Below are 13,770 nucleotides of genomic sequence, written 5' to 3'. Positions count from 1 at the left end.
ACACTAGCTCAGTTGGTAGAGCGCAACCTTGCCAAGGTTGAGGTCACGAGTTCGAACCTCGTGTGTCGCTCCAAATTATTCAGATATGGCCATGGCGGTATCTCGATGCCAAGTGCATCAACTTAAAACCAGCGAAAGCTGGTTTTTTTGTATCTGAAGACTGATAAATTCACACCATCTCTTTTTCATTACCTGTGAGCTTAGCAACCCCATCTCTGTCACGAGTTTCTGATATTAAGTGTGACCCGATGTTTCGCACCTCAGCCAATTTCAGTTTACAATACGGGCTTCCAAAGGATTTGACGAAGACGCATGAGAAATACCGACGATTACATCATTTTTTATCACTTGATCGAGCAAGGTTCATTCAGTGCTGCCGCGAGACATATGTCACTGACCAAATCGGTCGTCAGTAAACGGATTGCCAAGCTTGAACAAGAGCTTGGTGTACAGCTTCTCTACCGAACAACGCGAACGCTAACGTTGACTGAAGCAGGACGAGCGTTTTTTACTCATGCAAAAGCGGTTTATCAAGCGGTGGCAACGGCGGAAGAATCCATTGTGGGTTTAGGTAAAAACTTATCTGGAAACATTAAAATTTCGGTGCCTACTATCTCTGGTGAATTAATTCTTCCTCAAGTGATTAATGAATTTAATCAGAAATACCCAGACATCAATATCGATATGGATCTAGATAATCGTTTCGTCGATATCGTGAATGAACGTTTTGATTTGGCAATTAGAACGGGTGTGTTGCCAGATTCTAGTCTGATTGCAAGAAAGCTGGTGGATGCAAATTGGATCATTTGCGCGTCACCCCAATACCTAGCTAAACATGGCATACCTAAACAACCTCAAGCCTTGGCTAAACACAATTGTTTAGTCTATTCCTACCAAGAAACCGGAGCGCATGAGTGGGCGTTTAAAGATGGAGACGAGGTATATCAAATCACCGTCGACGGTAACCTCTGTACTAACAATTCTTCTGTATTGAGAAATGTGGCGCTGTTAGGGCAGGGAATCATCTATGTACCGCGTGTATTGGTTTATGAAGACTTAAAGCAAGGCAGTCTGATTCAGTTATTTAAAGACGAAACCGCCAAATGTTTGGGTATTTATGCGGTGTATCCTTACACTCGTCAGCAACCAGAAAAAATTAAGATCTTTATCGATCATCTATACACAAGCTTTCAAAGTCAAAACCATCGATTTTAAGCCAATAACTCAACACCGATCGTTATGTTGGTGTTGAGCTTATGTTTCCATCTTCATTTCTAAGAGTCCTCTTAAATTTAGGAGCTTACGCTTCTCCTCGTTTTCTTCACTAATATTGATAACAAGATACCTCGCACAACTGTTAACAAATGGTTTTGCTATTGTTTCTTTTAAGAAACGGTCTGTTTCTTACGTTAAATTTCTCAAATGTGAAAGATAAGTAACAGAAAAATAAAGAATTATTTTGTTTGTTGTTTATTGATTACGTATTGTTCGTCCGCCTGACATAGACGCAGAGAAATGGACTGCTTATAGTGGCGCAAACGCCATGTCTGCCGCTAAGCGGTGTTGTGAGCGAAGTACAATAACTAGAGATACGGATATGAAACAAAAGCAGCTGATTGAAGAATTTAAAACCATCGTGGGGGAAGAAAATGTTCTAACCGACGAGGTTAAAACGAAATATTACCGCTCGGGGTTTCGTTCGGGTAGTGGTAATGCGCTTGCTATCGTGTTTCCTAACACTCTTCTAGAACAATGGAAGATTATTAAACAGTGTGTTGAAGCAAACTGCATCATTATCATGCAGGCGGCTAAAACAGGTTTAACAGAAGGCTCGGCTCCGAGTGGTAATGATTATGATCGCGATGTAGTTGTGATCAATATTACCAAAATCAAGAAGATTCACTTATTAGATGGTGGTAAGCAGGCGGTTTGCTTGCCTGGTGCGAGCTTACACTCTTTGGAGAAAGAGTTGAAGGCAGTGAACCGAGCACCGCATTCTATCATCGGCTCTTCATCGCTAGGTGCCACTGTGGTCGGTGGTATCGCTAATAACTCAGGCGGTGCGCTAGTTAAGCGTGGTCCTGCTTATACGGAACTGGCGATCTACGCGCAGGTCGATAAGCAAGGCCAGTTACATTTGGTGAACCACCTTGGTATTGAAGGATTAGGTGAAACGCCAGAAGAAATTCTAACAAACCTGCAAGAAGGGAACTTTGACCCAGCGAAGATCATTCATGATGAGCGAATGGCATCAGACAAAGAATACGATGAACGTGTTCGAGACGTGACTTCTGACATTCCTTCTCGCTTTAATGCCGATGAACGCCGATTATTTGAAGCCAGTGGCTGCGCTGGCAAGTTGGGTGTTTTTGCCGTTCGGGTTGACAGCTACCCAGTACCCGAAAAAGAGCAGGTTTTTTACCTTGGCACCAATGACCCTGCGAAACTAACGAAGTTGCGAAAAGACTTCTTATCTACGTTTGATAACTTGCCTGAGATGGGAGAATACTTGCATCGAGATATCTTCAACATGGCAGAGAAGTACGGCAAGGATGTGTTCTTATCCATCGACTTGTTAGGCACAGATAAGCTGCCAAAAATGTTCGCACTTAAAGCTAAGGTAGAAAACTTCTTAGAGCGCATCCCGTTTGTCAGTAAATATCTGCCAGACACCATTTTGTACTACGCGAGCAAGTTGTTCCCACAACACTTACCAGAGCGAATGCTGGATTTCCGTGACAAGTATGAGCATCACCTGGTATTGAAAATGAGTGATGGTGGTATTGCTGAAGCACAAAAATACCTCAAAGAAGTTTGGGCTGTTGAAGACGACTGTGATTTCTTCGAGTGTACGCCGGAAGAGGGTAAAAAAGCTTATTTACATCGCTTTGCAGCAGCAGGTGCAGCAATTCGTTACGAGACGATTCACCGAAAAGACGTAGAAGACATCGTTGCACTTGATATCGCTTTGCGACGTAATGATGAAGAGTGGCTAGAAACTTTGCCTGAAGAGGTAAGTAAGAACCTTGTTCAAGCGCTCTATTATGGTCACTTTATGTGTTACGTCTTCCATCAAGATTACATTTTCAAAAAAGGGACTGACACGAAGTTGATGAAAAAGCTGATGCTAGAGCACCTCAATAGCCGTGGTGCCAAATACCCAGCAGAACATAACGTGGGTCACTTGTATGAAGCCGAAAACTCGTTGCAGAAGTTTTACCACGAATTAGACCCAACCAATACCTTTAACCCTGGTATTGGTAAAATGGACAAATATAAGCGCAATTGTAACTGCTGTGCGTAATGTGCTGTCTCTCCATGATTAATAATCGTTGTTCATCATTCAAATGATGAGCATAAGATAAGCCCTGATGATACTTGTGACATCAGGGCTTTGTGTTTTGGGTCTTTTTTATTGACGACTGGTATCGGCGTTGAAACAGCGACTAAAGAGCACGTACTGCAGCGGCGGCGATGATGCCTGCTGCAATTGCGGGTAGAGGCTTTTTCACGATGAACATGACAACGGCAGTAGAAAACAGTGCTGCTCTAGCACCATTATCACCCTCTACTGCTAGCGGAGCTAAAAGCGCAACCAGTACGGAACCTGACATCGCAGTAATGAAACGTTGAACCCGTTCGCTAATTGGAATGAATGACATAACATACACTCCGCCCCAGCGGGTTATGAGCGTGACTAACGCCATAGCGATGATGATAAGCAGTGTGCCACCTAAGGTTGTTTCGATGTTCATGCTTTCTTCTCCTTCCAACAAGCACCCAATACTCCGCCAGTAATGGCGCCAACCACTACGTGGCTATTCTCTGGCAAATACCAATACGCCAACATAGAAGAGGCTGCTGCTATGGCCCAAATCGCAAAGATTCTTAAGTCTTTCGGCCCGGCCACCACCATAGATAGCAGGAAGCATCCCATAACCATATCGAGCCCGAGGCCCACCGGATCTTTGATTGCGCTACCAAAATAAATGCCGATCCAGGTGCCCACAATCCAAAAAGACCACATCGCTAAGCCGCCACCAACAAGCAAGCCAAAGCCTGGTTCTTTTCTACCAAATGCATTGAGTGCCATTGCCCAGTTAGCGTCTGATGCAACCAGCATTACACCGTAACGTTTTGTTGGTGGGAGTTGTCGTAACCATGGATAAAGTGTGGCTCCCATCAAGAGGTGACGAGCATTAATAGCAAATACAGTAATAAGAACTGGAATGAGAGGGACTTCTGCTCCCCACATTTCTAACGTGGCAAATTGTGAAGCACCGGCGAAGACCAGTGTGCTCATCAACATAGTGGGAAATACATCTAGTCCAGTCTGTACGGCAGCAACACCGAAAGCGAGGCCAAATATGACCACGAACATAGAGAGGGGTAAAAGTTGGGTGAATCCGTTCCAGACGTCAAGCCGATTAAATTCGTGCAACTCAGCGGAGGAGCGTTGAAGATGTTGAGTATTTTCTGTCATAGAGATACCTAGCTAGCAGGCAAAGGGGCAGTGCCATACGAGTGTGTTTGTTATTCTTTTGTAAACTTCATGTTTAACATCAATTAGAGAGGCTTTCAAACACTAAGTGCTATATAAAAATGAGCCATCCAAGCGGCTTTAAGAAACAGAGTGTAGAGAGTCGCACTTGGTAGTGCTAAAGGAGATTAAAACAACAGAAATAGTAAGCTCTGTTTAATTGATAACATCACGAGCTAGTACAGATTAGTAAATAAGAAAGAAAGCGAGCACGAGGCTCGCTTTTTCGCTCTGTTACGAATAACTGAATAGGTTTATTTTACGTAGACACGAGGGTTCGCGCTTCCCCAAACCGTGTATAGTTCAGGGAAGATGACTTCTGCGTGTTTTTCCATCTCAGCAGCTGAAATCGTTTTGCCTTGTTGGGAGCCAAACAAAACAACTTCAGAACCAGGCTCAACATCTTTGATACCTGTAACATCTACCATTGTGGTGTTCATTGAAGCAACGCCCGCAACTTTTGCACGTTGGCCATTGATCAGAACTTCTGCCGTATTCCCCATTTTTCGTGGATAACCATCAGAGTAACCAACAGGAATGTTCGCCATTAAGCTTTCTTTGCTTGTTGTGTAGCTGCTGTCGTAACCGACTGTGCTATTTTTTGGCAGGTGGTGAACGGATGCCACGCGTGTTTTGAAAGACACGATAGAAGGGTACTCAGGGTTAGTCGGTAGGTCTCCGTATAAAACGCCACCAGGGCGAACCATATCAAGCTGCGCTTCAGGAACATTAAGCGCGGTGTAAGAGTTTGCTACGTGCAGTAAAATGTTGTCGCGTTTTAGATTCGCTTCTTTAATCAGCCATGCAGAACTGTCTTTGAATGAAGCTAACTTTTGGCGCACGTCGTCTGCATTGTAGTTAGGGAAATGAGTCATGATACCAACAATATTAACGCCAGCTTGTTGAGCGATTTCTAGCGCTTCTTTCTTGCCCGCTTCTGTCGTCATATCAACACCATTACGTCCCATACCACCGTCGTTCAGAGCAAGGTGCACTTTGATTTCTTTACCAGCTTTCTCGGCTAGTTTAGACAGTGCTTTAGCTTGCTCTGCTGTGCCTATCAACTCTTCGACATTTAGGTCGATTGCGGCTTCAATCTCGCCAATATCCGCTGAGCGTACACGCATAAGTTGGCCTTTAAAGCCACTGTCGCGAACAGTTTGTGCTTCGGCGTTACTTGCAACGGCAACGCAAGGAATTTGTTGCTCGATAATAGTCGGCATCAGGCCTGCGATACCATTGCCGTATGCGTCGGCTTTCATCACGGCACAAATTTTCGTTTTGCCATCCATGTGCGATTTAAACTGCTCAATATTATCGCGGAACTGACCTAAGTTTATTTCTAGCCAAGCGTTAGCACCTTGAACTTGCTCTGCTCTTGCTGCTGTATTGCTAATTTGAAGAGGAGCAGCAGTAGCTTGCATTACAGGAACCGCGATTGCAGCAGCGATAGTCAGTGATAGTAAGGTTTTATTTAAGCGCATAAAGTCTCCGTACGCGTTTTTTGTATTGGTTATGTTATTGAGTACTTGGGGAAAGTACCTGACGAAGTAAAACGCTCCAAGTGGTGCTTTGGAGCGTTTGTTAAGATAATGATTTAATATATACCTAAATATACCTCAGTGATGACATTCTATTTAAGCAAATCGGGATTGATTTGGTATCTACTAAGGTATCCACTGAGTTTAACTCAGTTTAAAGCGGCTCATTACATCTTTAAGAGAAATGGATAGCTGGCTTAGTTCGCGGCACGCCTGTGCGGTTTGCTCCGAACCTTGAGAGACCTCTTGAGATGCCAAATGTATGTTTTCAATGCTGCGGTTAAGCTCTTCCGCAACAGAGTCTTGCTGGTTACAAGCCGTGGCGATTTGGGTACCCATGTCTGAGATGTCCGAAATCGAATGCTCAATGTCGCTCATCAGCTGTTTTGATTGAATGCCTTGTTCTGCACATTCTGAGATGCTGGTTCTAGAAAGTTCAGTAGCTGATTTTGCGTCTTTTGCAAGTGATTGTAGCTGCTCAATGATCGAAGTGATTTCACTCGTTGAATCTTGCGTACGGCCGGCAAGAGTTCGAACTTCGTCTGCAACGACGGCAAAGCCACGACCAGACTCACCAGCACGCGCCGCTTCAATGGCTGCATTAAGTGCAAGTAGGTTGGTTTGATCGGCAATGTCGCGGATAACATCCACTATAACGTTAATTTTATTCGATTGCTGTTCAAGCTCTGCTACGGTATCGCCTGCAGCGCCAATTACGTTTGAAACTTCTTGAATCGCGTCAACCATACCTTGGGTTTCACGAACACCGTGTTGTGTGCGGCGGTTTGCTTCGTTAGCTTGGTTCGCTGAGTCTTCAGTGTTACGAGCAACATCGGCTACGGCCGCTTTCATTTCTGTCATTGCTGTTGCGATGTGCGTAATTTGCAGCTGTTGATCTTTCATACCAGACGCAGAAATATCGGAGATTTGGTTCATCTCTTCGACAGCGCTGCTTAACTGAGTAACTGCAGCAATCACGTTATCGATAACTTGGCGTAAGTCATCTTGCATCTTAGTGGTCGCGTCTGCCAGTTCACCAAGCTCATCATTGCCGATTGCTTTACGGTCAATGTCACTTGATAGATCACCTGTCGCGATGGCATTTGCTTGCTCAACAACAAGTTTAAGTGGGCCACAAATTAGCCGAGTCAGCACGTATGTCATGCCTACCATGATCAGTAGAATAATCACGTTACTTGCAATTGAAGAATTACTCAATCCATTTACAGAGGACAGGATATGAGTTTTGTTGCTGTCCATAGCTTCTTTAAGGAGACGGATTAGTTCGCCTAACTCTGAGTCAACCGCTTCGAAAGCAGACAAAGAGTTCGCCAAAATAGGGTGGGCCTTGCTTTTGTCGTTAGCTAGCATCGCTTCATTGTACTGGTCCATAGTATCCAAGTACTTTTTCCACTGACGCATAAGACGCTGGTAAGTTTGCTGCTCTTCGCCAGGCCAGATAGTTTCACCGTAAGCGTTGAGCTCTCTAGTGATCTTTTCGCGTTCTCTAATATTGTTAGAAATTTTAGTTTTGACTTGGTCTGCGTCTTCATAAGTGTACGCAGCAAATTGAGCTCGGCGCCAGCGAGACAAGTGGTCTCGAATCGAATCGACCCTTTCCATTGCAGGAAGCGTATCATCGGTATAGTTTAAAAGTTCAGATTTGATGCTTTTGAGCTCTGTAGATAAAAACACGCCAAATGCAATGTTGACGATGGCAATGAGTAAAAACGATAGCGATATCTTTTTCGCTATAGAAAGATTCTTGATAGACATTAGTGATATACCTTGTTTTTCTTATGTTGTGTCGCCAAAGTAAACCACATCCTTATATGTGATATATGTCCATTAAATTACTGCAACTCGTGTAACGTACCATTATTTATTGATATTTTCGATAATGAATTGAGCTTTGTTTGAAAATAAAAAAAGTCAATGATTTTATAAAGGTACGACCACATTCGATATAAAGTTATCGGTAACAAAATATGATGTTCTGTACGCAGTCGTGCCAAGAGTAGGGAATCAAATTGTTACAGATGTTACAGCGGTGAAAAGATCAGCGTTCATAACGTGATAGTCGCGTGTTTACCTCGAAGCAGTTACGGGCACTAGTATGCGTATGACTTAATAGATAATGAAAGGGAACGAGTGCTTATTGGTCTAATTGAATGCCAAATATACTAGGCAGATCGCTTTTTAAGCACTTAAATCAAAAAGATAAAATTTATTGTTGACCAGATAAATTAATCCGTTAAAGTACGCCTCGTTCTCACGGCAAAGGTCGCTGAGACAGATGGTGTCTAACCCATCGCATGATTGCGTTGCCCTGGTGGTGGAATTGGTAGACACAAGGGATTTAAAATCCCTCGGCGTTCGCGCTGTGCCGGTTCAAGTCCGGCCCGGGGCACCATCAAAATCTTTAGTGACAGAGATATAAAATCAGAAAGGCGCCTTGGCAGAGTGGCTATGCAGCGGATTGCAAATCCGTGGACCTCGGTTCGACTCCGGGAGGCGCCTCCACTATTTCGAAAGCCAGTCTTAAATGACTGGCTTTTTTCGTTTTTAGTCCGCCTTTTCGTAACCCTTCGCGCTTTCCTAAAGTCTCCCATGTTTTGATCACCATTCAATATTTTTAACGCGCTAATCATTGATTTTATAAATGTTAGACAACTCAATAATTGTATAGTGTGATTGGTGATAGTTTCTCTTCGATTGTAATCCGAACTTTTTGTATTACAGGCAGCAACCTAGCTAGCGTCATAGTTAGTATCGCTTGGTGCGTATATGCAGAAAGGAGGATTCTAGTCCTTAACGTGAGAGAAAAATAATGAAAACATTCAACCTTAAACCTACACTTTTACCCTTAACTTTGCTGCTCAGTTCGCCTGTAATGGCGGCACAAAATGGCACCATGATGCAGTATTTCCATTGGTATGTGCCAAATGACGGTGCACTCTGGACACAAGTTGAAAACAACGCTTCGGCACTATCTGATAACGGCTTTACTGCGTTATGGTTACCACCCGCCTATAAAGGTGCTGGTGGTAGCAACGACGTCGGTTATGGCGTTTATGATATGTACGATTTGGGAGAGTTTGATCAAAAAGGTTCGGTGCGCACCAAGTATGGCACCAAAGATCAGTACCTAAGCGCCATCAATGCTGCCCATAAAAACAATATCCAGATTTATGGCGATGTGGTGTTCAACCATCGCGGTGGTGCGGATGGAAAGTCTTGGGTTGATACCAAGCGAGTAGATTGGAACAACCGAAATATTGAACTTGGTGATAAATGGATTGAAGCGTGGGTAGAGTTTGATTTCCCTGGGCGCAACGACAAGTACTCAAACTTTCATTGGACGTGGTACCACTTTGATGGCGTGGATTGGGACGATGCTGGCGAAGAAAAAGCTATCTTCAAATTCAAAGGTGAGGGTAAGGCATGGGATTGGGAAGTTAGCTCGGAAAAAGGCAACTACGATTACCTTATGTACGCTGATCTAGACATGGATCACCCTGAAGTGAAGCAAGAGCTGAAAGACTGGGGCGAGTGGTATATCAACATGACGGGTGTGGATGGGTTTAGAATGGACGCGGTGAAGCACATCAAATATCAATACCTGCAAGAATGGATTGATCACCTACGTTGGAAAACAGGGAAAGAACTATTCACGGTCGGAGAGTACTGGAACTACGATGTTAATCAGTTGCATAACTTTATCACCAAAACTTCTGGCAGCATGTCTCTATTCGACGCACCGTTACATATGAACTTCTACAATGCGTCTAAATCGGGTGGTAGCTACGATATGCGTCAAATCATGGATGGTACGCTGATGAAGGACAATTCAGTCAAAGCGGTAACCTTAGTAGAAAACCATGACACTCAACCTTTGCAGGCTTTGGAGTCGACGGTTGATTGGTGGTTTAAGCCGCTCGCTTACGCGTTTATCTTATTGCGTGAAGAAGGCTATCCATCCGTGTTTTATGCAGATTACTACGGCGCGCAGTACAGTGATAAAGGGCATGACATCAATATGGTCAAAGTGCCTTACATTGAAGAGCTAGTAACACTGCGTAAAGATTATGCGTATGGCAAACAACATTCTTATCTCGACCACTGGGACGTAATTGGTTGGACTCGAGAAGGTGATGCAAAGCATCCACATTCAATGGCCGTGATCATGAGTGATGGACCTGGCGGCTCGAAGTGGATGTATACGGGTAAACCAAGTGCTCGCTACGTAGACAAGTTGGGTATCCGAACTGAAGAAGTTTGGACTGATGCGAATGGTTGGGCTGAGTTCCCAGTAAACGGCGGATCTGTCTCGGTTTGGGTTGGCGTTGAATAATCCATTCCTGTGATTTTGATACAGAGTAGGCAATTCTTGATAAAACTCTTCAATGAATCAATGTGTTATTTGATATTCATTCGACAAATGAGTAACTTATAGTTGAGCATAATCTAGAGGAAGATAAAGAATGGAATCTATTGCTGATGTATTGGTTGTGGCTATTGTGTTCGGTGCCATATTTGGGGGCGGGATAATAAAGTTAATCTTGAACCATCGTAAAGAAGTAAGAGCGTTGGAGATATCTGAACGTAATACGATGAGCCGAGAAGAACAAGATAACCTTAACAAGCAAATTGGTGACTTGAAGCGACGTGTTGAAGTGTTAGAGCGAATTGTCACAGATAACAAATATCAACTTGAAAAAGAAATTGCCTCTCTGTAGATCACCACTTAATCGTAAAGCCGGCGAAGTCCGGCTTTTTCGTGTCTATACTTCATACCTTTCGGATGTTTAACTCAGCGTTCATCAAAAAAGTCTTTGTCGCGAATGTATTTACTCATAAAGTGATAAGAGAACGGTCGCATTAACCAACTAAATAAGGAGCGCCCAAGCCGTATGAGCGTTGGGGTGTTCTCGTATATTCTCCCGTTGTATAACCATAGCATTTTGCCTACATGCCAATACAAAAAAGGTACGGGCGGCATAAAGGTCACGATGTCGATGTCGCAACAAATCCTGTATGTTTTGTGCCCCAAACGGTAGCGTTTCTTAAACGTCCAATCCCCGACAGCGGGCTGTCCGAAAGTGACCACGCGTTTAATGCTTTTTGGGTATTTTTTCTCAATATAGTCAGCAAAAACACTGCCAATCGCGCCACCTGAAGAGTGGCCAGTAATAGTGATTCTTTTTCCCCTGAGAATGAGCGGTACAACGATACCTTCGAGGCGCTCGAGCACGGTCAACCCCAACCGATCTTCATTTCGGCTCGGTAAACTTTCTTGAAACAGAAGATGATAGAAACCCGCGTGAATGCGATAGTTTAGTCCCAACCTTCGACAGCTTCTCGTCCACATCGCGAAGTTCAACAACCAATCACTGATACTGTGTGAGCCTTTAATCACTACGACCACTTCACTCTGTTTTTTACTCCAGAGCACGCGAATCATAATCTTACCGTGTTCATTTCTAATGACTCGTTGCCCATTAGGATCGAACCCGTATTGAGTTTGCCTGAAGACGCGAGGGTAGGCGAGATTACAAAGCACCGCATAGCGCTCGTATTGGTATCGTTTTAATGGTTTCACGTTATCTTTCTTAGTGGAGCCTAACGATTGACTGTAATTAATGAATATTAAAAATACGTGAACCTTGATTTAGAGCCGATAGAGATTCTGTGTATTGGTATCGCGAATGAAAGACTCAAACTGCCTTAAATGCGTCAAGATGGTTTGGCGAGAGAGTGCATGATGTTCGCTAAGCACGTTAATTAGCTTTTTCAAAGCCTTACGATCTTGTTTATTGAGATTTGCTGTCTCTTTGAGTTGTGCGAAAAATTCAATTTGACTTGAAGTGTCGTTAAAGTCACCGAGCTTGTCTTGCAATAGTTTTAGTTGTTTCACGTTGTTTTTGTGCTGTTGGGAAGGATAGAGCGTGGAAAATCCTTCTAACAAATAACGAAGCGCTTTGCACTTTATCCGCATCGAATGAATCACGCTGTCACGACTTTTGTCCGAGATCTTGCGTCGTGCTTTATCAACTTTTTTAAATTGATCGGAGATTTTTTGGCTTGCGAAGAGTAACGCAGGTACGTTGCTATCCACTCGTTCGTGTTGCGTACTTCGCAGCAGACTATTCCTGACCAAAGTGCAGTGCGTTGTGTATTCTTCTGTAGCTAGCCAACGCGTAACTTTTGCCTGTTCGTAAGCACGTTCGGCTTCGATAAAGCCAAAAAGCTGCTCAAGAGACGATTTGTGATTTGGGAGCATTTCAATGTATTGGTTTTTGTCCAAGATAAATACGTCCAAATCACGCAGCTTATTTGTTTTCTTCATCATTATTTTTAAATGAGGTTTCAAAATACGCTGTTCAAAAGGAGGGAGCAGTTCGCGAAGTAGTAAGCATAGTGAGCGTATGCGCCTCAGTGTGACGCGATACTGGTGAGTATATTCAGGATCCAAGTCTTCGATGACTCCCAGCTCCAGAGAGCGTGCATAATCAAATTCACTAAGGAAGAAGTAGGGCACTACGAAGTCGAGTTCGGAATCAGTGTGTAGCGGTAATTGAAATGATGACTTTCGAAACATGATGAGCGCTTATTTGTCCCCTGCAGTACGAGTTAAGTTTATACGCATACTGCCAATTTGTGCGACTTGTCGATTCCCCATTGACATGAAGTGATGAAGCAAAGTAAACGAGAGCAAAGCATGCTGATGTTCTTGTGAGCAAAATGATCGCCCTTTGTTCGTTTGAGTTGGCTTTTTAACCATTTGAATAAAAAAGACTAATTTTTTGTTGACCAGATAAATTAATCCGTTAAAGTACGCCTCGTTCTCACGGCAAAGGTCGCTGAGACAGATGGTGTCTAACCCATCGCATGATTGCGTTGCCCTGGTGGTGGAATTGGTAGACACAAGGGATTTAAAATCCCTCGGCGTTCGCGCTGTGCCGGTTCAAGTCCGGCCCGGGGCACCATCAAAATCTTTGGTGACAGAGATAAAAAATCAGAAAGGCGCCTTGGCAGAGTGGCTATGCAGCGGATTGCAAATCCGTGGACCTCGGTTCGACTCCGGGATGCGCCTCCACTATTTCTAAAAACCGGCCTTGTGCCGGTTTTTTACTATCTGGTATTGTCAAACTATTCTAATACACATTTATTATTGAATAATTAATTTTTGTACAAATACCAACCTCAATTATCAGTTAATCACTCTTTAACAGGTTTTCCTGAATTGCTATCTATAGCGTTATATTATCAATGTGATTTTAGTTCAATATTGAAAATAAAGTTGCGCATATATCCTGCTTGTTTCTCTATATGTCTCTAGTTGATATTGCACTGTATCTCTCAGTCTGTCTTTTAATCGAGTATAAAACTAGGTGAGCCAAAAATTTTCACCACTTTAATTTAACGTAAATTTAACAATCAAAGGTGGATAATATTACTCATGAGTTGTTGAGGTATATTATTAGAATGACTCGTTATTAAGTTGATGAATTTAAAGGTTATAACTTTATGCGATGAAATTGAGATTGTTTTAGTTAAATTTCTACTTGTTTGATTTTTAATGATTTAAATTGGCTGTAGTGCAAGTGATTTATTAAAGTCATTGTTGAATACAAAGGTTGTTCATATAAAACAATCATAAGGTTATTTTAAGTAACTGACAAAAAT

10 protein-coding genes and 4 tRNA genes are annotated in these 13,770 nt (G+C 43.1%); 8 read left to right on the top strand and 6 right to left on the bottom strand.

Annotated features, from left to right (window positions below; translation table 11 throughout):
• Window positions 1–312: 312 nt before the first annotated feature.
• The gene (locus tag R7Q48_RS20705) at window positions 313–1,215 is read left to right on the top strand and encodes a LysR family transcriptional regulator (protein ID WP_017633645.1); all 903 of its coding nucleotides are present in this window, start codon (window positions 313–315) and stop codon (window positions 1,213–1,215) included.
• Between the two features lie 382 nt (window positions 1,216–1,597).
• Window positions 1,598–3,304: a D-lactate dehydrogenase gene (gene dld, locus R7Q48_RS20700; protein ID WP_042520979.1), complete on the top strand. Its 1,707-nt coding sequence runs from the start codon at window positions 1,598–1,600 to the stop codon at window positions 3,302–3,304.
• 142 nt (window positions 3,305–3,446) lie between these two features.
• Here dld and R7Q48_RS20695 read toward each other — a convergent pair whose 3' ends face one another.
• The 4 genes from R7Q48_RS20695 to R7Q48_RS20680 all read right to left on the bottom strand — a co-directional run bounded on the left by R7Q48_RS20695 (window position 3,447) and on the right by R7Q48_RS20680 (window position 7,857).
• Window positions 3,447–3,755: an AzlD family protein gene (locus tag R7Q48_RS20695; protein WP_017820198.1), complete on the bottom strand. Its 309-nt coding sequence runs from the start codon at window positions 3,753–3,755 to the stop codon at window positions 3,447–3,449.
• Window positions 3,752–4,483, bottom strand: a complete 732-nt coding sequence (locus tag R7Q48_RS20690; protein ID WP_054865294.1) for an AzlC family ABC transporter permease — start codon at window positions 4,481–4,483, stop codon at window positions 3,752–3,754. Before R7Q48_RS20690 ends, R7Q48_RS20695 begins: the two co-directional genes overlap by 4 nt.
• A gap of 311 nt (window positions 4,484–4,794) precedes the next feature.
• Window positions 4,795–6,024, bottom strand: coding sequence for an alanine racemase (alr, locus tag R7Q48_RS20685; RefSeq protein WP_318132431.1), 1,230 nt, complete (start codon window positions 6,022–6,024; stop codon window positions 4,795–4,797).
• Between the two features lie 201 nt (window positions 6,025–6,225).
• Window positions 6,226–7,857: a methyl-accepting chemotaxis protein gene (locus tag R7Q48_RS20680; protein ID WP_053303666.1), complete on the bottom strand. Its 1,632-nt coding sequence runs from the start codon at window positions 7,855–7,857 to the stop codon at window positions 6,226–6,228.
• Between the two features lie 550 nt (window positions 7,858–8,407).
• Here R7Q48_RS20680 and R7Q48_RS20675 point away from each other — a divergent pair.
• The 4 genes from R7Q48_RS20675 to R7Q48_RS20660 all read left to right on the top strand — a co-directional run bounded on the left by R7Q48_RS20675 (window position 8,408) and on the right by R7Q48_RS20660 (window position 10,820).
• Window positions 8,408–8,494, top strand: a tRNA-Leu gene (locus R7Q48_RS20675).
• Between the two features lie 36 nt (window positions 8,495–8,530).
• A tRNA-Cys gene (locus R7Q48_RS20670) sits at window positions 8,531–8,604 on the top strand.
• Window positions 8,605–8,911: 307 nt separating this feature from the next.
• Window positions 8,912–10,435 (top strand): alpha-amylase, encoded by a 1,524-nt coding sequence (gene amyS / locus R7Q48_RS20665; protein ID WP_017633649.1) that lies wholly within the window; start codon window positions 8,912–8,914, stop codon window positions 10,433–10,435.
• A gap of 130 nt (window positions 10,436–10,565) precedes the next feature.
• Complete coding sequence (locus R7Q48_RS20660; RefSeq protein WP_005375990.1) at window positions 10,566–10,820, top strand: hypothetical protein; 255 nt, start codon at window positions 10,566–10,568, stop codon at window positions 10,818–10,820.
• Window positions 10,821–10,894: 74 nt separating this feature from the next.
• On the opposite strand, the gene R7Q48_RS20655 is transcribed toward R7Q48_RS20660, so the two are convergent.
• Window positions 10,895–11,683: a lipase family protein gene (locus tag R7Q48_RS20655; RefSeq protein ID WP_033907029.1), complete on the bottom strand. Its 789-nt coding sequence runs from the start codon at window positions 11,681–11,683 to the stop codon at window positions 10,895–10,897.
• 69 nt (window positions 11,684–11,752) lie between these two features.
• The gene (locus tag R7Q48_RS20650; RefSeq protein WP_262639148.1) at window positions 11,753–12,682 is read right to left on the bottom strand and encodes a CHAD domain-containing protein; all 930 of its coding nucleotides are present in this window, start codon (window positions 12,680–12,682) and stop codon (window positions 11,753–11,755) included.
• Between the two features lie 301 nt (window positions 12,683–12,983).
• Between R7Q48_RS20650 and R7Q48_RS20645 the strand changes: the two genes are divergently transcribed.
• Window positions 12,984–13,070, top strand: a tRNA-Leu gene (locus tag R7Q48_RS20645).
• Between the two features lie 36 nt (window positions 13,071–13,106).
• Window positions 13,107–13,180, top strand: a tRNA-Cys gene (locus R7Q48_RS20640).
• Window positions 13,181–13,770 lie beyond the last annotated feature (590 nt).

The sequence above is a fragment of the Vibrio sp. 378 genome (assembly GCF_033339435.1).
Note: the sequence above shows the minus strand (reverse complement) of the source record. Positions and strands in the feature narration are given on the sequence as shown.

Excerpts from the sequence above, each read along its gene's own strand:
- R7Q48_RS20695 (WP_017820198.1), bottom strand. The coding sequence starts at position 3,755 with ATGAACATCGAAACAACCTTAGGTGGCACACTGCTTATCATCATCGCT.
- amyS (WP_017633649.1), top strand. The coding sequence starts at position 8,912 with ATGAAAACATTCAACCTTAAACCTACACTTTTACCCTTAACTTTGCTG.
- R7Q48_RS20690 (WP_054865294.1), bottom strand. The coding sequence starts at position 4,483 with ATGACAGAAAATACTCAACATCTTCAACGCTCCTCCGCTGAGTTGCAC.
- dld (WP_042520979.1), top strand. The coding sequence starts at position 1,598 with ATGAAACAAAAGCAGCTGATTGAAGAATTTAAAACCATCGTGGGGGAA.
- R7Q48_RS20650 (WP_262639148.1), bottom strand. The coding sequence starts at position 12,682 with ATGTTTCGAAAGTCATCATTTCAATTACCGCTACACACTGATTCCGAA.
- alr (WP_318132431.1), bottom strand. The coding sequence starts at position 6,024 with ATGCGCTTAAATAAAACCTTACTATCACTGACTATCGCTGCTGCAATC.
- R7Q48_RS20680 (WP_053303666.1), bottom strand. The coding sequence starts at position 7,857 with ATGTCTATCAAGAATCTTTCTATAGCGAAAAAGATATCGCTATCGTTT.
- R7Q48_RS20705 (WP_017633645.1), top strand. The coding sequence starts at position 313 with ATGAGAAATACCGACGATTACATCATTTTTTATCACTTGATCGAGCAA.
- R7Q48_RS20660 (WP_005375990.1), top strand. The coding sequence starts at position 10,566 with ATGGAATCTATTGCTGATGTATTGGTTGTGGCTATTGTGTTCGGTGCC.